Source organism: Flavobacterium sp. FlaQc-57 (genome assembly GCF_044007395.1).
Classification (GTDB): domain Bacteria; phylum Bacteroidota; class Bacteroidia; order Flavobacteriales; family Flavobacteriaceae; genus Flavobacterium.
In genome coordinates this window covers 337632-358229 of record NZ_JBIPDA010000003.1, presented here as the reverse complement: position 1 = coordinate 358229, position 20598 = coordinate 337632, and the positions used below count along the sequence as shown (strand labels likewise).

Here is a 20598-nt window from a genome sequence, read left to right as displayed (position 1 = left end):
AAATGAATCTGTACGAACTTGTTGTAAACGATACTGAAAAAATTGTACTTAACGATTTACTTTTCAGCGAAGAAAATAAAACTGCATTGCTGCAGATTATAAAAGAACATAAATATATTGACGAATTAAAAAAATACAATCTTAAAGTTGATAATAAAATACTGCTCCACGGACATTCCGGCTGTGGTAAAACAACCACTGCCAAAGCTATTGCTAAGGCTTTAAACAAAACTATTGTAATTATCAATTTAAGTACTTTGATTAATGCCCGAATTGGTGAAACTTCAAAAAATGTAAAAGCTATTTTTGATAAAGCTATTCGCGAAAAAGCCGTTTTATTTCTAGATGAATTTGACCAAATTAGCAAAAGTCGTGACAGCGAAGATAAAGATGTAGCCGAAATGAAACGTTTAGTAAATACTATAATTCAATTAATTGATTATCTGCCTACAGATACTTTACTTATTGGTGCTACAAATTATTACGATAGCATTGATAAGGCTATATTACGAAGATTTCAGATTCGTTTAAAATTTGAAATGCCCAACAATAAAGAACTGGATGTTTACTATAATAAATTACTATCTCATTTTCCCGATCATTTACAAGATATTCCGCGTCAATACAACATCTCATATGCGGAGGTAAAAGATTACATTCATACTACAATGAAAACACAAATTATTGCCGAGCTGGAGCTTCAGGAACAACTGAAAAACAATGCAGCAATTGCATAAAAAACGCCTCAAATTTTTGAGGCGTTTTTGTCTTTTATAAACTTATTATTAAGCTTTTGCTTTTCTTTTTACAGTACAGCCAATTTCTTTGGTTTGTGTAACGGCAGGTTTTTGATTGCTTTTTAATGCTGCAATCGCATCTTCTGCATATTTTATTTTTTCTGTTTTCGTTCCTTCAGGGTCATTATCAATTGCTCCAACATATTCTACAACATTACCTTTTGCTGTTTTAGAAACAATAAAAATATGTGGTGTATGTTTTGCACCATATTGATCTGTAACTTTTTGTCCGGCATCAAACAAATATGGGAAAGGATACTTTTTCTCTTTCGCTAAATCTTGCATTTTATTAAATGCATCTGCTTTTGAAGCTTCCGGATCATTTGGATTAATGGCAATTACAGGATATCCCTGTGAACTGAATTTTTTATCTAAATCGATAATTCTCTGTTCGTAACCTACCGCATAAGGACAAGTATTACAAGTAAAAACAATAATAAATCCTTTTGCTTTTGGGAAACTGGCAAATGAAACTTCTTTGTTATTTACATTTTTAAGTTTAAAATCCGGTGCAGTATCTCCGGCTTTTAATGTTGTTGTTTGCGCCTGAGAAAGAAAGGCCGAAAATGCCAATGCTAATAAAAGAATTATTTTTTTCATGGTTTATGGATTTATAGTTTTTTATATTCAGTTAATAATTGTTCATAGGTAAATTCAGTTTCGACAAATTTTCGTTTATTATTTTTAATAAAAAGCGTTGCCGGAATACTCCCTGACCACGAAGGATCAATGCGATCAATAAATTCCTGCGGGCTGCTTTCGTTCAAGAGAAAAACTTCATTTTTTAAATTTTTTCTTTTCACAAATGGAATTACATTCGAAGTGAGTTTAGATTTAAAATCAAGACTTACAAGCAAAACAGCCAATTTCTCTGATTTATGTTCGGCACTCAGCTTTTCAAAATGAGGCAATTCTTTAATGCAAGGTGCACACCAAGTTGCCCAAAAGTTAACCACATAAGTGCTGTCTTTTCCGTTTTTTATCCTTTCATTAAGCTGATCGATATTTATAAGTTTTACATTTTGGCTGAACGCCGATGTTGAAAAAATTAATATCAAAAAAATAAATATTGACTTGATTTTCATAAAGTAAAACGCTTAGGATTAATTTGTGCCTTACAAATATAATCGAATGAAATTTTAGTTTTTGTTAATAAAAACCTAATACGAAATAGCTTTAAATGAGCTTAATTTTAATGATTTATTAAATCATCTTAGAAAAATTACTTCCCTGTTTTTATATTAACATCGTTAACAAACAAAAGTGGTTGCATATTACTCATATTTAAAAGAGATAAAATGCCATTTTTATTCACATTTATACCATTAATTCGAAAGCAATATTCATTTGCTTCTTTATCCATTAAGGTTAAAAATTCAGCATTATCATCGGAGTTATTTTGACAACTATTAGAAATTTTATAATGATACATTACTTTAAACATATCATTGCTATAATTGTATACCTTACCATCCTGGGTAAAGACCCATTTTGTACTTCGGTTTCCGTCAGTATACCAAGTTCCAATAATTTTTTTAGATGAAGGATCTTCGTTTTGGTTATTTCCAAAAGTCACAGGGATTTGCAAGATCAACAACAAAATTACAAATAGCTTTTTCATACTTTTTAATTGTTTAATTGAATATCAAAATTTCAAGAATATCTCAGAAACTTTTCGTCTTGCAAAAATAATATTTAATTGAATAATTAGAATATTTCAGGCATGTTTTATCCTGATTCATTTTTATGAAACCAATCAACCCTCTTTATTTAATATTAACCAACATTATCAAAAAACAACTGACTTTCAAATAATAGCTTATGTTCCATCGGAACATAAAATGATTGTGCTAATTTTTTTCTTGTGTTTTTTCAACCGACTTTACTTGTCTCTTATAAAAATATTTAATTCTAATAATTTAACCGTCTTCTAAAAGTCATAATGCTATCAAAATAAGCCAACTAAAAAAAACTTGCGATTGTCTATCAAATTAAATATTTCAACCTCATCAACAATTAACTATCTCACATAAGAAATCATTTATGAAACACAATCCAAGTCCTTCGAAAATCAATTATCAATTGTAACAAAACAACGATAATTTAGACCTATAAAAAAACAACTTTAGTATGGATACTCAAACGAAAACCAGCAACTTAAAAGATTTCGAAGTGAACATAAAAATTAAACTTGCCTTTCTTTGGACAGCGGTAACTTTATGTTATTTGTATGGAGATTACTTTGAATTGTATGTACCTGAAAAAACTACAGGTCTTTTAAACGGAGATAATTTATTAAATAGTCCAATGAAGTTACTTTCAGCATCCATTCTATTGGCAATTCCTGCTGTAATGGTATTTCTTTCTATATTTTTAAAACCGAAATTTAATAGGTTTCTCAATATTTTGATTGGAATATTTTTTACTGCAATTATGGTTTTAATCGCCTTTACTTCACTTACACCTTGGAAAAGTTTTTATGTTTTCCTGGCACTTTTAGAAAGCGTTATTACGAGCTTGATAGTATTTTATGCCTGGAAATGGCCTAAGGATTTGTAATACTAAAATTTAAAAAACTAAACCTAAAATTATAAACTACTGTTAATTATACAATTAGAATATATTTTTCTGTAAGGAGTTAGGAAGCATTTGGAAGTAGATTTGTATGATAACAAGCTAAAAAAGAAATTATCATGAAAAGTACATATCAGAAAAACAGCAGCACTTCGACTTCAGGGCCAAAGTCTATGGATAAAAAAATAGATAAGAAAGAAACATCTCCAAAAAGAGAAGTTAAGCATAATGAAAAAGACGATAAGAAACCTTCGACAGCAAAAAAGTAATTAATTCTAAAGTATGAATGACTATGAAAAATGGAAACAATGAAAATTACGATCGAGATAATCGTAATTTTAATCAAGACTTAGATACTCTTATCGATAAGGATAATGATAATCTAAATGATAAATATCAAAATCAGGAAGAATTTATTGATGATGTTAATCATCAAACAAATGATTATAACAGAAACGAAAATAATCCGGGTGAAGAACCAATCTTAAATGGGGAAGATCAAATTACAAATGATCAAGAATCTGATGACATTGACAACGACCCTAATCAAAGCGATCTTGATGACGATGACGATGACGATGACGATGACGATGATTTCAAAGAAGACGAAGATGATCTCGACGAAGACTTAGATGAAGTAACACACGATCCTTTTCCGAGTATAAATCCAGAAAAATATTAGACATTGTGATACACCATAATTAAATAACCGTTAAGGACTTGAGCTTTAACGGTTATTTTTTTTGAAATTTAGAATGAAATTTTATAATAAAAATTCAAAACTATATAATCTTATTAGATTGAATTTAAGTAATTTTAGGATATCCGTTTTAGACAAATTAAAATGGATTAAGAAAATGCATTTGTATCATGGATCTAACAATTCAAATCGTGTGGTTGTTTGTTTTAGCTCTTCCGATAGCTTGTATTAGCTGGACTGTAACACATGAAGAAATATTTAAAGAACCTCGGGAATGGTGCATCAAACATTCTAAAAATAATAGGTCTCTTTTCGTGCGAAAGGCATTTTATCTCTTTACGTGCGAATATTGCTTTAGCCACTATGTCACGATTGCTTTTTTGATCCTTTGTAATTATAAACTTTTGCTAAATGATTGGCGCGGTTACATTTTGGCAGGATTTTCGCTTATTTTTATGGCAAATATTTATATGAGTCTTTTTGCACTATTAAGACAGGCGATAAAAAAAGAAAAAGTAGAAATCGAAAAAATAGAAAATGAAGTAGATAGTGAGAAACTATCTCAGTAAATACAAACACGTTTAATTAAATAAATTATTATAATCATGGAAAATTTAAATTTTATAGACCCATTATTGCACGGAATTACACCAAATCCGCCTTCTAAGCTTTCTGTAAAAAATTTAGTTTTAGCCGGAGTAGGTTCTCTTTTAGTTGGTGCTGTATTAAAAAAAGCAGGACAAAATAAAACAGCTGCAGTTGTTGGAAGTCTTGCATTACCTTTATTAGCCTCAGCTTGTTACAAGCAGATATCTAAAAATCATAAAGCAAAAAAAGAAATCACAGATAGTAGTGGTATCGAATACAATCACTAATTTTTTGTTTCAAGTTTCACGTTTTCTTTGTTTTAGATTTTAGTTTTTCTATTGAACTTATTAGAGTATATTTTTTAATACTTGATAAAAACAACTTGAAACTCTGAAACAAAGAAAACCTGAAACAAATTCTTTTTAAGAAATATTAATATTTCCTTCAACCCAATTTAAGGCTCTATTAAAAGCTTCTTTTTTAAAACCGTGAAACTCTCCCGGAACTACATAACTAAATCCGTTTGTAAAAGAAATAATTTCTTCAGAATCTGAAATTATAGCTGCCCTATTCCATTTTCCTAAATGTTTTAATCCAAGTAATGCTTCTTGCAACCACGCACCCGAGGTAAAACTTTGAGCATCATTATCGGTATCCAAAACCAGTAAAAAATTAATTTCATTGGTTTGTTTTACCAAATGTTCAACTGCAGGAATAACGACACTTAAAAAATCTTCGTTTGTTACTTCTGCCAATGCTCTAAAAGCTACTATATTATCAGTAGTGTCAATTTGATGTATCATGATATTCTTGTTTTGAATTGTTACTAATTTTAAGTTATTATGTTTTCATATTTGAATACAAAATCTTATCAAAAGTACTTACAGATTACAATTCAAATATTATATCTTCTAATCGCGTTTTTATAAAATAACTATGCTTTATTTTTAAGAATTAAGAACTATAAAACACAAAGGTACAAAGGTTTAGCTTCACACTATACTATATCAAAGTTAAAACTTATGCCGCCACATTCTTACCCTTACGCTCTAAATTAAAAAAACAAAAGCCCGCTTCTTTCGAAACAGGCGTTTTGTAAAAAAAATAAATAAACACTAACACAAACTTTTAATTATATCCTTGATTTTGTTTGAATTCTTTAGTAACATCTATTACTCCTTGTGGAATTGGGAATACTCTTCTAAAGGGTTGTGAGGCTGGTTTTGCAGTTCCAGGTAAATCAAATTTACCAAAACGGATCATTTGCGGCCTTCTATACAATTCCCAATACAACTCAAAACCTATTTCGTTGTACAATTGCGTTGCATCTAATGATGTTAATGCTTTTCCTGTAGCACTTCCGTATAGAGATTCTCTTTTTCTGCTTGTACGCAATTTATTAAGATCGTCCATCGCTAATCCAGAATTTCCTTTTCTAAAATAAGCCTCAGCTCTAATAGTGTAAATTCCACCTAAACGAAATAACGGAATGTCAACATTACTATTTCCGTTTCCTCCTTCAGGATCAAATTCGTATTTAAAAATACGTGCTCCCTGATTGATTTCGTTTTGAGCAAAAACTGCCTGAGATGGATTTTTAAAAGTTAAAGATGGCGTAAAATCCATTCTTGTAGTAGTACTTTTTTCCATATATAATGGAGAAACTTTAATACGATTACCAACCATTTCAAGAGACCCTGAAGGCAGTAATATTGGTCCATATTGTGGTCCGGCTACAATACCTCTTGTAAAGTGAAACCAAGGCAAATTAGTGCTTTTAGGTACAATATCTGTTGCAGGAACACTAGGCGTTGTACCATCATTTGTAAACCATGTTCCATCTGAGTATTGATATGCCTGATTAAATCTTGGATCGTCATGATTGCCATTCCAGGTTGCGTAGAATTCCGGAGTTGTACAAGCTGCATTTGTACCTCTATTTGCTGCTGATGTTCTCTGGTTACGCTCCATACATACATAAGCAAAACTGTTTGAACCGTTACGGATGTAGTCAATTTTTTGAGTTATAGCAAAAATAAGTTCTTTACCATTACTATTATCTCTTGCAAAGTTTTTGAAATAATCGCTTTCTAAACTGAACTTTCCTGAATTGATTAACAATGAAGTGTAATAAATTACACGATCCATATCTGTTCCTGTTGATCCGGTTACGGCAGCTTCATTAAAATTAAAATTTGAAGTCGCACTGAAACGATCTTTAAATACAGCACGATTCAGATACATAACACTCAAAAAACCATATGCAGCTTGTTTTGTAAAACGTCCGTTATGGGTTTGTTGATCTCCAAGATCAGCCAAATCAGGAATTAAAGCTTCAACATCGGTAATTAATTTATCAATTTGAGTATCGGCTTTTAAAATTTGTAATGGTGCATTTGGATTCATTGGATCTCTATATGGTGCTTGTCCATATAAATCTAAAGTTGTGTATAAATAATACGCCAGAAGCCCTTTTGCTTCAGCCAAAAACAATTTCTTTTGCGGAATTGAGCTTTCTTCAACTGACTGAATTGCTGTTAGAGATCGTGTAATACCGTTGGTCAATAAATTCCAGTTGCTTCCCACAATTGCATTGTCAGACTTCCATGTAAATTCATGCATATCTCTCCATTTTCCTCCATCTCCCCAATCACTTCCACGAGTTGGTAAAATAGCCTCGTCTGTTGTGTATTCCTGTAACGAAAAAACTCCTCCATGATCTACAAAAGTTCCATCTCCAAGTCTGTCATAAGCTGCTGCAAGCGCTCCCGCAGGATTTGAAGCATTATCTCCTAATACCTCATCAAGCACCACCTCATCGAGATTGGTACAACTGGCAAACAACCAGATAAATGAGAATACCGTTATTACTTTTATATTAAAAAATGTATTTGTTTTCATAATAAATTATAATTTTAAAGTTGCTCCAAAACTAAACGTTCTAGAAGTTGGGTAACTAGCATAATCAATACCTATAGATTGATTTCCTCCGTTTGATTTTGGACTGTTGATTAAAGGATCATAACCTGAATAGTTGGTAATTGTAATTAAGTTTTGACCTGTAACGTAAAGCGTCAATCCGTTTAACCAATTCACTCCTTTTAAGTCAAAATTGTAACCAATACGTGCCGTATTCAATCTGATAAAATCTGATTTCTCTAAGAACAACGTCGATAAAATTGGTGAGTTTGTTGCATTTGCACCTGATTCATAATAGCCTGTAGCTACATTTCGATCAGAAGCCAGGTTATTTATGTTTAAAGCATTTAACCCTGTGTTATTCAATAAATATCCTCCGGTTTGACCAATGATTGAGAATGAAAACGTAAAGTTTTTGTATCTCATATCACTATTAAATCCGTAATAGAAAGTTGGCAAAGCACCTTCGATAATTATTCTGTCACTATTGTCAATTTTACCGTCTCCGTTTTGGTCTTTAAATACATTCGCACCGTTTGCATCAAATCCCGTATGTTCTAATAAATAGAATGAACCAGCAGCATATCCGCTTTTGTAAATATTTGCATTTACACCTGATTGTCCCGGGCCGGAAATAGTTCCCGTTAAAATTTCTGAAACAGGAAGATTCTCAATTTTATTTCTTAAAGTAGCTCCGTTTGCATCAATACTCCAGGTAAAATTTTTATTATCAACTAATTTTGAACCTAACATAATTTCAAAACCTTTGTTGATAATTTCCCCGTCAATATTTGTCCAGATTGTAGTTGTTGGGCTTAAAGCCTGAGACGGAACATTTAAAATCGCATCTGTAGTTGTCTTATTGAAATAATCTAAAGTTCCGTACAATTTATCATTCCATAAACTAAAATCTAAACCAAGATTGTATTGCGTAACAACTTCCCATTTTAAATCCGGATTTGGTGTTCTGTTTACTGAAACTCCGTTTACTAAATTCAAATCATTGTATAAATAATACCCATCTGCTCCGGCAAGAGAATAACTTGCCTGCGTAATTTTATTTTCAACTTCCTGATTTCCTGTTTGCCCCCAGCTTGCTCTTAATTTTAAGTTACTCACTGCTGAAACATCTTCTAAGAAACGTTCTTTAAACACATTCCATCCTAAAGCAAATGAAGGAAAGTAACCGTATTTATTATTATCTCCAAAACGAGTCGAACCGTCAGCTCTCATCGAAGCAGTTAAAAGATATTTGTTATTGAAAGTATAATTAACCCTTCCAAAATAAGATTGCAACTCATTTTCCTGAGCATAACCGGTTGTTCCAGATTGTGTTCCGGCAAATCCAGGATTAATAGAAGGTTTTACACCTGTTCCCTGACCAGAAATTCCATCAATACTAAATGCTGTTCCTGATCTTTCAAATTTTTGATACGAGAAACCGCCTAAAACTTCAAGCTTATGTTTATCTAACAAAAGATTGTACGTTAAATAATGCTCTATTAAAGAGTTTTTTGAATCTAAATTATTCTGAACATATTTCCCTTTTGGATTTAAATCGGTTACGTTTGGATAAATTGTCGTATTTCTTTCGGCAGTAGAACGATCGATACCAATGTTCAGTTTGTACTCTAATCCATCGATAATTCTTAACGAAGCTTCAAGATTTCCTAAAACTCTCAACGTACGCGTTTGATCCTCATAGATGCTCAATAAATAAGCAGGATTGTAATGCGCATTCATATTGAAATTGGTGTACTTTCCGTTAGCATCAAAAACGGATCTCGTTGGGTTTGCCATTAAAGTATGTACGATCAACTGACCATTTGAACCTCCGTCATCACTTGTAGGCACACCATCGTCCTTAGTTTCACTAGCCGTAAGATTTACTTTTACCTTTAAACGTTTGTTATCTAAAAACGATTCAGCTGCATTAATTCTACCCGACATACGTTTAAAATTACTGTTGCGAATAATACCTTCCTGATCCATTTGTGCTACAGAAGCATAATAATTTCCAGATTCAGTTTGCTTAGAAAAAGACAATGAATTGTTTTTTGTAATTGCCGTTCTGTAAATTACATCTTGCCAATCTGTATTTCCTTTATGATCAAAAGCAGGTTCCTTTATAGCACTTCTGTATTGAGATGCACTTAAAACATCCAGCTTATTCGCTACAGTCGAAAGTCCAGTATAAGTATCAAAAGTCAAACTCGCTTCGCCTTTAGAGCCTTTTTTAGTCGTAACCAAAACAACTCCATTTGATCCTCTTGCACCATAAATCGCTGCCGCCGATGCATCTTTAAGAACCGTAATCGATTCAATATCGCTGCTATTCAAAAAGTTTAACGGATTTTTAGCCGCCGAAGCTCCAAAACCAACGTTACTTCCGGAAGGACTCACGTCATCATTTGCCAACGGAACACCATCAACAACAAACAAAGGTGTACTTCCGCTTCTAATAGATCCAACTCCACGAATGGTAACATTAACACCTGCTCCCGGTTCTCCACTTGTACTTACAACACGAACTCCGGCCACTTTACCCTGCAATAAATTATCTGGAGAAATTGTAATCCCTTGCTTAAAATTGGCGGCCTCTAATTGTGTTACTGCACCGGTAACATCTTTTTTAGACTGTTTACCATAACCCACTACTAAAACCTCATTTAGCTCAGCTGTATCTGGTTCTAACTGAACAGTCATAAAACCATTTTGAACTACAACTGTTTTTGTTTTATATCCAACATACGAAACCTGAAGTGTTTTTCCTTCTCCAATCGTAATTTCAAATATTCCGTCAAAATCAGAAACTGTTGAATTTGAAGTACTCGTTTCTAAAACACTTGCACCAGGAATCGGCACCTTGTTTTCATCTACAATTTTTCCTTTCACCTTCACTCTGTCAATCATTTTATGAGTTGCAGGTTTTGCTGCTTCTGTTTTCTGAATTAAAACTAATTTACCGTTTATATTGTAATTGAAATTAGCTTTTTTAGAAAGGTTATTTAAGATTAAAGTCACCGATTCATCAGAATAATCAACCGTATAAACTGTATTGTCAGCTATAATAGCCTGCCCGTAACTAAATTTGTAATCCGTTTGTTTACTTAGTTTTGAAAAAATAGAAACAAGTGTAGCTTTTTCTATTTTATTTTTTACTTTTGAATTTTCTAAGACATTAGTCTTACTGTAACCCGTCTGAATGGTCAGTAACGCTAGTACTAAAAAGACAATTCTCTTTAGATTTAAATAGGTAAGTTTAAAATACATGATTTAAGTTATTGGTTTTTATCGATACTTAATTATTAATCGCAGTTGTTCTCAGCAACTGCTTTTTTTTTAATTCACTTTTACTATTTCGCCATAAACTTTAAATTTTAGGTTTGTGATATAATTTATTTGCTCTAAAACATTCTCTAATGATGCGTCCTTCTTTATGAACACCGTTAATGGCGTTGCTAATACATGTTCATTATCGTATTGAAATGAAACTCCGTATTTATATTGTAAAATTGCAATTACATGTTTAAGGGTAGTTTGATTTAGCGTTACATCAGTCGCATACCAATTGACTAAAAATGATGTATCAGCCAATTGTTTGGTCAATTTTTGAGAATGAAACAAAGCCTCTTCATTTGGAACCAGATCAACGCTCTGCCCTTTTGATGTAACTTTTACTTTTCCGGTCACAACAATCACTTCACATTTAGACTTTGATAGCTGAATGTGAAATGAAGTTCCAACCACTCTTGTTTTAATTTCGCCCGAAGCAATAATAAAAGGATGCTTTTTGTCTTTGGCAATTTCAAAAAATGCATTTCCTTTTAATAGCGAAACCTTTCTTTCATCTCCCTCGAACTTTTCAGGATATTGAAATGATGAATTTGCTGCCAGATAAATTTTCGAACCATCACTTAGTTTGATAGATTTGGGGATCGACGAAGTTTTAAATGATAATTGCTTTTCGCTAGGAAGGCTCGGTTTGAAGAAAAATCCTAAACCAACAAGAAAAAGTATACTGGCAGCTGCCATGTATTTTAAATAAGGATTGAAAGTTTTTTTCTTTCCTATTCGAAGTTGAATATCTTCGTATATGTTTCGTGAAACTTCATCAGGATTACCCATTGAAATTTCATTCCATTTTGAATTTTGATATTGAGTAAAAGCAAAATCATCAAGTAGATTTTCCTCTGCGATTGAAGTTTTATTTTGAGAACTTTTATCTATAAGATGTTCTAAACTATGTTTGATTCTTTTTATCATAATACTTATTGTTAACCTTTGGCGTAATTCTTTTAACACATAGTCCCGAAGTTTCGGGATAGTTTTTTACCTAATTAAGGCGTTTCACTTTATTTTAATAATCATAGCCTTGTGCGTTTGACTATGTGTGAAAAACTAGTTTTTTTTGAAATTCCCTTTCAAAAAAGAAAATCTATGTTTCTATGTGTTAAAACAAAATTGCAATTACACTCAAAAGCTTTTTGTTACCTATAAGTACCAGAATCACGAAATCGTACTATCGAGAAATATTATGAAAACATCAACAGAAAGTTATCTTAAAACTTTTGATGTAAAATAATGTATGGAGCCAGCCAAGCCAAGTCTTTTAGGCCTATACGCAATTGTTTTAAAGCCGAAGAAATTTGATTTTTAACCGTTTGTTTTGAAATTCCGAGTTCATCAGCAATCTGATCAATCGACATATCCTGAAATTTATACATCAACAGAACTTCTTTTCTTTTCTCCGGAAGTTGATCTAATAAAGAATAAAGTAAATCCATTAATTCAGGATCAATCGTCGCAAAATTATCAATAATGTAATCCTCAAACTGATCTTCCAGAATTGTCTTATCAAAGCGGTTATTTTGATAATGCTTAAAAACCTGATTTTTTACTGCACGAAACAAATAAGGTTCAATCGCATTAATATTCACCTCGTCTTTTCGTTCCCATAAATCAATAAAAACATCCTGAACAATGTTCTGTGCCAAGTCTTTATCCTGAGTCATCGTATACGAAAAGGCATTAAGCTTTTTCCAGTAATCATTATACGTTTTTTCAAAAATTTCAGGGTTTTTCATAACTTATTTTGGGACTATTTGGTGATGTAAAATAATAAAATGTTATACCAAAGTTTTTTGTCTGAAGGTTAACTTTAAATTAAATAAAGAATTCTTTTGCTGTATTAATACTACTATTTTCGCCTAAAAATGACAATCGGTTTGCGATTTCTTTTTCTTTAACTAACACAAAAATCAAATACAGAATCTAATTTAGTACACGCTAAAAAAAGGTAATTTTCTAATGCTGCGTCCTCAGTATTAATAAATTTTACACTTTTAAAAAATGAAACAAATTCTGTTTTCCTTAATTATTGCCAGTGCGATTAATAGCAGCGTTCAGGCACAAAATGATACTTTAAAAATCAATCAAATTCAAGTTATTGGTTCTCACAACAGTTACCGTCAGGCGATTGAAACCGATTTATACAATACCATTCAGGCCAAAGACACAAGCCGTTCTCTAAAAGGTTTGCAATACACACATATTGGCATTACAGAACAATTGAATAAAGGTTTGCGAAATCTTGAAATTGATGTTCAAGCCGATTCTAAAGGTGGAAAATTTACACATCCAAAAGGTTTAGATCTCGCAAAATCACAAGAAGCATATGACCCAAATGGCGAAATGAAAAAACCGGGTTTTAAAGTTTTTCATATGATTGATATCGATTTTAGAACTTCTTGCTACACGCTTCAAGGCTGTCTTGCAGAACTAAAAAAATGGTCTGATGCCAATCCGGATCACGTTCCTGTTTTTATTACTTTAGAGCCGAAAGATGATGATAGTTACTTAGGTACAAAAGCCGAGAAATTTACACCTGAATTATTTGATGCTTTGGATAAAGAACTTCGAAAAGGTTTAGGAAATAAATTAATCACGCCAGATATGGTTCGAGGAAAATACAAAACACTCGAAGAAGCTGTCCTAAACAACAATTGGCCAACTCTAAAAAAAGCAAAAGGCAAGTTTTTATTTATTTTGGATAATAACGGAGCCAAAAGAGATTTGTATGCTTTAAATCATCCTTCATTAAAAGGTCGCGCGGTTTTTATTAATGCAGAACCTGGAAAACCTGAAGCAGCAACTTTATTCAGAAACAACTCTGAAGATGCTACAATAACTGATTTAGTAAAAAAAGGTTACATAATCCGTACAAGAGCAGATTCTGATACTAAAGAAGCCAGAGCGAATGATTATTCGCATTTTGAATCAGCCAAAAAATCAGGCGCACAAATCATCACTACCGATTATTATTTACCAAGTACTTTCTTCAATTCTCCATATCAAATTAAATATGATGATGGAACTTATGTTAGAAATAATCCAGTTAATGGTAAGTAGTTTTCAGTCACAGTTTTCAGATTGAAATGATGAAAAATTTAACAGCAAAGAGCGCAAAGTTTTTTTATCTAAGCTTACGTTTCTAAACGCAAAGTTCGCAAAGCTATGTCAATGAGCTTTGCGAACTTTCTGTTTATAAAATCTTTGCGGTCTTTGCGTAAATCTTAGCGGTCTTTGCGGTTAACTTCGCCAGTTTTTAAATCATAAGAAAAATGATCTGCCGGAACTTCATGCATGAATTTATTGAAGATCATTAAAAACAATCGTACTTGATTTTGCAGTGGCTTCACTTTTAAAGCATCTTCCTTATGGTTTTCAAAAAACATTTGAGACAGGACTTTATATTGTTTTGCCCGTTCAGTTCCAACATCAACTAAAGCCAATTCATCAGCGCTTCTGAAACGATAAAAATCAACTAGAAAATCGTAACCAGTCCAATTAAAATCTCCTTTTTTGAGATTGTTTTCTGTTAGTACTTTACTTAATTTTAGTTCTGCTTTAGAATATTCATCTTTGAAATTTTCTTTGCCTTTCAAAATAACATCAAAATCTTTATCGGATTGAATATTAGCCAAAATCAATAATTCCTGAGCCGAAATATTCAGGAAAAAATCTTTGAATTTAACGGGCCAATCATCTGCTAGAAATCGTAATCGAACTAATTCTTTCAAATGAAAATCGGTAAAATCGTGATAGTTTTTGGTTTTCAAAATATCAATATTCCAAATGTCTTTAGTTTGCTGACTTTCTAAGAACTGATATTCCATTTTATACAAATCAAAAAGTTCGTTATATCTCGGGACATTATCAATAGTAATGGTTTGAATGTCTACTAAATTATTTTTCTGAATAGTCAATAATTTATACGCCGGAATATAAGCTGCCAATGACGGCGTTTGAATATTTACCAAAGTATTTCCTTTTGCCGTCGTACGAATTCCTGTATCATTAATATGCATATGTCCGCCAAAGTGAATTTTCAATCCTGCATCAGCAAAAGTCTGCGCCACTTCTTCGACCGGAACTCTGTTCAATTGCCATTTGTTAGGGCCGAGTAACTCTTTAATTTCCGCGGAAGCGTCATCATTAAAATCAATCATCGGAAAATGACTGAAAGCAATTAAAGTCTTGCCTTGCTTTTTGGCTTGAGCCGAAATTTCTTCAACCCATTTTATAAGATGCTTTTTGTTCGAGAGCACATTATTATAACCTGTACTTGCTTCTCCGTAATTTTTAGAATCTTTAGGAGCAACTACTTCATTCTTCTTCGGAATATAAACGTTTCCATCAATCGCCATTAACCATAATCCCTCTACAGGTTCTACAACATAACTTACATCCGGAACTTCATATCCGGGCGCAACCTCATAAACACGATTAGATAATAAAGCCGCTTGAGAAGCTTTTTCGAAACTATAATTTTGACTGTTATAAGTTGAAAATGGAGTTGTCCAAAATTTGTAATTTTTATTCGGATAAAAACCAAAATCCTTTAAATTGTCCGTAATTCCTAAATAACCCATTTTAGCAATATCTGCAGTAATAACTACAGGCTGTTCAATAGCTAAATTGGGCTTATACAGTCCATCTTTACTATAAATGGGCTGACTTTTTCCATCTTTACCAAGAAAATCTTCTTTGCCTGATTCTTGCGCAAAAGGCCCAACCGGATCGTGATTTCCCGTTGTGATAAAAAACTCTATATTATATTTTTTGCTGTATTGTTTCAGTATTTTTTCTAATCCGCGCACGTGTATTGGCTGACCATCATCTGTATAATCTCCGGGAAGTGCGACGTATTTTATCTTTCGCTTTGCGATATCTTCTAAAGCGGCAATAAAAGCAAAATAATTTTCATTAAAAATTCGCGTCGAATGCAATTGAGAAGCCATCGTTCGCATTAAAACATATTTTCCGGTTTTCGGATTCAAAACGCCTTTATAATCATTATCCGAAAATGATCCGAATAAATCCTGCAAATGCACATCGGATAAAAAAGCAATTTGAACACCGTTAAGATTATTCTGTTTTTGAGCTGCAATATTCGAATTAAAAAAAACTAAAATAAGAATTGGGAAATAGTATTTACAACGAAGGTTGATTTTAAAATTCATAAGTTAAACTTTGAAATTGGGACTATCTAAAATAAGTTCGCAATTTTATGCATTTAAACCGCAAAGACGTTTAACCTATTGTTACCGAATGATAATGTTTCTTCTCACTTTACTTTGGCTTTGACTTTAAACGCAAAGGGCGCAAAGTTTTTTACTTTTATTGAGCATATAAACGCAAAGTTCGCAAAGCTAAATTAACTTCTAGCTTTGCGAACTTTACGTTTTTTTATAAAACCACAACATATAAAAACCTTTGCGGTTAAATCCTTCCTCCTATTACTACAATTTCAAAAGAGCACTCAACTCGCCGTAAGTATTAAAAAGTATAGCTCCTTCTTGTTCTAAGTCGGTGTTGTTATAGCCATTTGCAAAACCATAAACAGTAAATCCTCCTCGTACTCCGGCCATTACTCCAGCTTTACTGTCTTCAATTACAACACAATCTTCAACATCAAATCCCATTTCTTTAGCGGCATGCAGAAAAATTCCGGGATCCGGTTTCCAACTGTTGATTTCGTAAGCGCTATATATTTTATTTTCGAATTTATTCAGTAAACCCGCAACTTCAAGATTCAACCTGATTTTGTCAACTGGGCCGCTAGATGCAACACAATAAGGTATTTTTAAGTTTTCTAAGAATGAGACAATCCCTTCCATAGGTTTAACTTGTGTTTTAAAAGCTGCAAAACTTCTTTCGCGATAATCACTCTCAAAATTTTCAGGAAGCTTTTTACCAATACCTTTTTCTATTTCCTGAAAACATTCTTTTAAATTACGACCATTAAAATCGCGATAAGCATCTTCCAATTTCATCTCAAAACCAAGTTCGGCTGCCATCGAAAGCAAAATTCCGTTACCAATTTTTTCAGTATCTACAAGAACTCCATCGCAATCGAAAATAATACATTTAACCATCGTATTGATTTACATTTAATTAATAAAAAACCTGCTTTTATTGACAGGCATTGTAAATTACAAAAAAATAAAGCATTGAGTTCTACAAAATCGAATATTTATATTTCTCTTTAAAAAGATTTCACTTTCCGTTTTCTGTACATTTTTACTCCTATTTTGTATTCCTGTTCATTACTTCATTTGTAATTTTATAAAATCAAAAAAGCCTTTTTAGAACATTTAAAAATATAGATTTTGAAAAAACATTTCTTATTCACTGCAATTCTCGTTAGCGGTTTTGCAGTTCATTCTCAAAACAAAATTATCACAATTACCAATTCTCTACCCGTTGACAGAGAATTTGAAACAATTGAATTGACTAAAAAATCACTTGGATTGAGTGTAACAGCCAAACTTGAAAATTATGCTGTAAAAGAAATTGGTACAAATACTTTTTTAGAAACTCAAACCGTAGATAATGATTCTGACGGAATTGCAGACTTGATTTTATTCCAGCCTAAAATAAAAGCTTCATCTCATCTGGTTTTTGAAATTATTGAAGGTGAAAAACCATCAAAAGAAACCACAATTAGTTGTTACTCCCGATTTGTTCCTGAACGCACAGATGATTATGCATGGGAAAATAATAAAGTAGCTTTTAGAACATATGGTCCTGTGGCGCAAAAAATGGTGGAAGATAAAATTCCCGGTGGAACTTTAACAAGCGGAATTGATGCTTGGTTGAAAAGAGTAGATTATCCGATTATCAATAAATGGTATGAAAAAGCTACTAACGGCACCGGAACGTATCATAAAGATACTGGCGAAGGTTTGGATAATTTTCATGTAGGCGATAGTCGCGGCGTAGGCGGAATTGCTGTAAAGGCCAATGGTAAATATTATTTCTCTAAGAATTTTACCAGTTGGAAAACGATCACTACCGGACCAATAAGAACGAGTTTTATTCTTACGTACGCCAACTGGGATGCAAATGGCAATACCATAACCGAATCGAAATTGATTAGTCTGGATTACGGAAGCTATCTTTCGCGTTTTGAAATCAATATTACAGGAACAAAATCAATTGCTGCAGGATTAACACTCCATGATAAAAAAGGAACTATTGGTGCAAACATAAAAGAAGGCTGGCTCTCACATTGGGAACCAATTGACGATTCTGAAATTGGTACAGGATTAGTCGTACCAAAAAACACATTAACAAGCTTTGATAATCACATTACTAACGACAAAGACTTAAGTAATTTGTACGGAAATCTGAATGTAAAAAATAATAAAGTAATTTATTATGTTGGTTTTGGATGGAAAAAAGGAAGCCCGTTTCAAACCAAACAACAATGGGAAACGTATTTGAGTACGTTTGCAAAAAAGATAAACAATCCTTTGGTTGTTAAGTTGAAGAAATAGTCTATTTGTCTACGGGTTTTACTGATTTTCGCAGTTTTTTTGTTTGCAATCTTCTCCTTACTTATAAGCAAACCCGACAGTCCCGAGGCTTCGGGACTGTCGGGTTTAATTGGAATGAAAAATCTATGGGTAAAATGCTAACTCTTTCTAGCAGGAAAATAATTCTCTTTCAGTATAATTTCTAACGGGATATAATGCGTGCTTTCTACAGTTTCCTGTAAAACTAATTTTTTATACAAATGATTAATCCCCATATAACCTTGCTCTTCGGGTCTTTGATTGATTAAAAAGTCAATTACACCTTTATTCAGATATTCAATATTCTCTTTTAATAAATCATAACCAATAATTCGAACACCTTTTATATGGTGCTGCTCTAGAAATCGAGCTACAATATAAGCTCTTGAATTGGGCACGAAAACACTATTGATCCCAGAAAACATCTCCAAACTCAATTGATCAATTCCAGAATCCTTTATCGTTATTTCTGAAAATTTAAAATTCTGAAGATTTTCATGATCTTTAAAAAAAGAATAAAATCCGTTAATACGTTGCAGATAAACAGAGGTACTTTCGATTTCTCTGGCAATTTTAAAAATCAATATCTGTCTTTCCTTTTTCACCGCAAAACTAATAAGTCTTCCAGCTAAATATCCGCTCTGAAAAGCATCTTGTCCAACATAAGCATGTTCAACGCCCGAATCAATATTGGAGTCGATCATCACGACCGGAATATTTGTTTTTTTGTATTCGGTTAAAAACTGAACAGACTCTTCATAGAAAATAGGTGCAAACAGCAATCCATCGCAATCAAATTCCAGTACTTTTTTCACCGCTTCCTTAAAAGAACTGATATTAAAATCATAGAAAAAATAATCCAAAACAATTCCGAATTTACTAAACTCAATCGCTGCTTTCTCAATTCCTGCAATCTGGCTTTTCCAATATTCCAAATTTTCATATTGTGGCAGAAAAACGGCAAAATGAAACTTTTTATTCAAAGCAAGATTACTTGCCAGAATATTTCGTTTGTAGCCATATTTTTCAATTATAGCATTGACCTTATCCACATTTTCCTGAGCAACCTGCCCACGATTATGGATAATTCTATCAACCGTTCCCGGTGAAACATTTGCTAGTTCAGCAATTTTTTTAATTGTTATGATAATGATGGTTTTTAAGTTAAAAAGACTTGATTAACAATAATAAATTATTATATTTTTTATTAAATATAAGTTGTTTTACCTAACTTTTTATATACATTTGTAAAAGCCCGTGTGCGTACACGCAAATATACACATGTGTTTGAAAAAATCATAACATTAAGTGAAAAATTATTAAGATTTTAGCCAATAAAGATTGTAATACATATTTAGAGCAAAAAACAAAATCATAAAATTAGATCATAAAAAAGAATAAATACTTATTGTTCAAATCATTTAATTCATTTATATAAACTATTAATTTAAATAAAAAACGAATAAAAAAAGCATTATAAGTAACTATAAAAGCTCATGACACATTTTTAATGATTCACACTGACATAAAATACATTAATAACTAAAAACCAGTATTTTAAATCAATTTATAAAAAGTAATACTTAAATAGTTTTAAATCAATTTATAAGATTATAAATCACCACAAAAAAGTACGGTTTTATAAGAAAAAAGGCTAATTATTCAAGAACTAAAAAACAATATAATAAAACATAAAACCAAATAAAATGATTGTAGATTCATTACAAAACGCTGCAAAATATTTCAGCCTTCATCCTAATTTCAAAAAAGCATTTGATTATGTAAATCAAAATGACATTAACAATCTCCAAGAAGGTGCATTTGAAATTGCAGACGGATTAAAAGTAATTGTAATTGTTGGCGAAGGAGCAACAAAAGAAGAAAGTATAAAAGGTTTTGAATGTCATGATAAAAATATCGACATACAGATTTCTATAAAGGGACCTGAAACTTTTGCGTGGAAACCAAGAGAAAAATGTATTAGTCCAAATGGAGATTATAGTGACGAAAGAGATGTTCGTTTTTTTCACGACAAACCTGATATGTTTTTTCAATTGCAGGAAAAACAGTTTGCTATTTTGTTTCCCGAAGATGTTCATGCGGCAATGATTGGAGACGGAACACTGAAAAAAATTGTTATTAAAGTAAAAATCTAAAG

The 20598-nt window shown here is 32.1% G+C and carries 20 protein-coding genes; 9 read left to right on the top strand and 11 right to left on the bottom strand.

Annotated features, from left to right (window positions below; genetic code table 11):
• Positions 1-2 precede the first annotated feature (2 nt).
• Positions 3-737 carry an AAA family ATPase gene (locus tag ACHRVZ_RS12440; RefSeq protein WP_395422812.1) on the top strand — a complete coding sequence of 245 codons (735 nt, stop codon included), beginning with the start codon at positions 3-5 and terminating at the stop codon, positions 735-737.
• Positions 738-785: 48 nt separating this feature from the next.
• Here ACHRVZ_RS12440 and ACHRVZ_RS12435 read toward each other — a convergent pair whose 3' ends face one another.
• From ACHRVZ_RS12435 to ACHRVZ_RS12425, 3 genes are all read right to left on the bottom strand, one after another.
• The gene (locus tag ACHRVZ_RS12435; protein ID WP_395422810.1) at positions 786-1397 is read right to left on the bottom strand and encodes a thioredoxin family protein; all 612 of its coding nucleotides are present in this window, start codon (positions 1395-1397) and stop codon (positions 786-788) included.
• An 11-nt stretch (positions 1398-1408) separates the two neighbouring features.
• Positions 1409-1855 carry a TlpA family protein disulfide reductase gene (locus ACHRVZ_RS12430; protein ID WP_395422809.1) on the bottom strand — a complete coding sequence of 149 codons (447 nt, stop codon included), beginning with the start codon at positions 1853-1855 and terminating at the stop codon, positions 1409-1411.
• 164 nt (positions 1856-2019) lie between these two features.
• Positions 2020-2418, bottom strand: a complete 399-nt coding sequence (locus tag ACHRVZ_RS12425; RefSeq protein WP_395422808.1) for a hypothetical protein — start codon at positions 2416-2418, stop codon at positions 2020-2022.
• Between the two features lie 509 nt (positions 2419-2927).
• On the opposite strand from ACHRVZ_RS12425, the gene ACHRVZ_RS12420 reads away from it, so the two are divergent.
• From ACHRVZ_RS12420 to ACHRVZ_RS12400, 5 genes are all read left to right on the top strand, one after another.
• Entirely contained in the window at positions 2928-3356 is a 429-nt protein-coding gene (locus tag ACHRVZ_RS12420) for a DUF6326 family protein (protein WP_395422806.1), read from the top strand.
• A gap of 134 nt (positions 3357-3490) precedes the next feature.
• Positions 3491-3640 carry a hypothetical protein gene (locus tag ACHRVZ_RS12415; protein ID WP_395422805.1) on the top strand — a complete coding sequence of 50 codons (150 nt, stop codon included), beginning with the start codon at positions 3491-3493 and terminating at the stop codon, positions 3638-3640.
• Positions 3641-3663: 23 nt separating this feature from the next.
• Positions 3664-4053 carry a hypothetical protein gene (locus ACHRVZ_RS12410; protein WP_395422803.1) on the top strand — a complete coding sequence of 130 codons (390 nt, stop codon included), beginning with the start codon at positions 3664-3666 and terminating at the stop codon, positions 4051-4053.
• 188 nt (positions 4054-4241) lie between these two features.
• Positions 4242-4640 (top strand): hypothetical protein, encoded by a 399-nt coding sequence (locus ACHRVZ_RS12405; protein ID WP_395422801.1) that lies wholly within the window; start codon positions 4242-4244, stop codon positions 4638-4640.
• A gap of 36 nt (positions 4641-4676) precedes the next feature.
• Positions 4677-4946 carry a PrgI family protein gene (locus ACHRVZ_RS12400; protein ID WP_395422800.1) on the top strand — a complete coding sequence of 90 codons (270 nt, stop codon included), beginning with the start codon at positions 4677-4679 and terminating at the stop codon, positions 4944-4946.
• Between the two features lie 135 nt (positions 4947-5081).
• On the opposite strand, the gene ACHRVZ_RS12395 is transcribed toward ACHRVZ_RS12400, so the two are convergent.
• The 5 genes from ACHRVZ_RS12395 to ACHRVZ_RS12375 all read right to left on the bottom strand — a co-directional run bounded on the left by ACHRVZ_RS12395 (position 5082) and on the right by ACHRVZ_RS12375 (position 12665).
• Positions 5082-5462, bottom strand: coding sequence for an STAS/SEC14 domain-containing protein (locus ACHRVZ_RS12395; RefSeq protein WP_395422799.1), 381 nt, complete (start codon positions 5460-5462; stop codon positions 5082-5084).
• Between the two features lie 325 nt (positions 5463-5787).
• Positions 5788-7560 (bottom strand): RagB/SusD family nutrient uptake outer membrane protein, encoded by a 1773-nt coding sequence (locus tag ACHRVZ_RS12390; protein ID WP_395422798.1) that lies wholly within the window; start codon positions 7558-7560, stop codon positions 5788-5790.
• 6 nt (positions 7561-7566) lie between these two features.
• Entirely contained in the window at positions 7567-10851 is a 3285-nt protein-coding gene (locus ACHRVZ_RS12385) for a SusC/RagA family TonB-linked outer membrane protein (protein ID WP_395422797.1), read from the bottom strand.
• A 69-nt stretch (positions 10852-10920) separates the two neighbouring features.
• Positions 10921-11844: a FecR family protein gene (locus ACHRVZ_RS12380; RefSeq protein ID WP_395422796.1), complete on the bottom strand. Its 924-nt coding sequence runs from the start codon at positions 11842-11844 to the stop codon at positions 10921-10923.
• A gap of 296 nt (positions 11845-12140) precedes the next feature.
• A complete protein-coding gene (locus tag ACHRVZ_RS12375) occupies positions 12141-12665 on the bottom strand; it encodes an RNA polymerase sigma-70 factor (RefSeq protein ID WP_395422795.1) in 525 nt (174 codons plus the stop codon).
• 265 nt (positions 12666-12930) lie between these two features.
• Between ACHRVZ_RS12375 and ACHRVZ_RS12370 the strand changes: the two genes are divergently transcribed.
• Positions 12931-13989, top strand: a complete 1059-nt coding sequence (locus ACHRVZ_RS12370; protein ID WP_395422794.1) for a phosphatidylinositol-specific phospholipase C1-like protein — start codon at positions 12931-12933, stop codon at positions 13987-13989.
• A gap of 164 nt (positions 13990-14153) precedes the next feature.
• Here the strand turns inward: ACHRVZ_RS12370 and ACHRVZ_RS12365 are convergent, their stop codons facing one another.
• Both ACHRVZ_RS12365 and ACHRVZ_RS12360 read right to left on the bottom strand, forming a co-directional pair.
• Positions 14154-16103 carry a metallophosphoesterase gene (locus tag ACHRVZ_RS12365; protein WP_395422793.1) on the bottom strand — a complete coding sequence of 650 codons (1950 nt, stop codon included), beginning with the start codon at positions 16101-16103 and terminating at the stop codon, positions 14154-14156.
• 279 nt (positions 16104-16382) lie between these two features.
• Positions 16383-17018: an HAD family hydrolase gene (locus tag ACHRVZ_RS12360; protein ID WP_395422792.1), complete on the bottom strand. Its 636-nt coding sequence runs from the start codon at positions 17016-17018 to the stop codon at positions 16383-16385.
• A 234-nt stretch (positions 17019-17252) separates the two neighbouring features.
• Here ACHRVZ_RS12360 and ACHRVZ_RS12355 point away from each other — a divergent pair, with 234 nt between their 5' ends.
• Complete coding sequence (locus ACHRVZ_RS12355; protein WP_395422791.1) at positions 17253-18422, top strand: DUF4861 family protein; 1170 nt, start codon at positions 17253-17255, stop codon at positions 18420-18422.
• Positions 18423-18559: 137 nt separating this feature from the next.
• On the opposite strand, the gene ACHRVZ_RS12350 is transcribed toward ACHRVZ_RS12355, so the two are convergent.
• A complete protein-coding gene (locus tag ACHRVZ_RS12350; RefSeq protein WP_395423074.1) occupies positions 18560-19570 on the bottom strand; it encodes a LacI family DNA-binding transcriptional regulator in 1011 nt (336 codons plus the stop codon).
• A gap of 576 nt (positions 19571-20146) precedes the next feature.
• On the opposite strand from ACHRVZ_RS12350, the gene ACHRVZ_RS12345 reads away from it, so the two are divergent.
• Positions 20147-20596: a YhcH/YjgK/YiaL family protein gene (locus ACHRVZ_RS12345; protein ID WP_395422789.1), complete on the top strand. Its 450-nt coding sequence runs from the start codon at positions 20147-20149 to the stop codon at positions 20594-20596.
• Positions 20597-20598 lie beyond the last annotated feature (2 nt).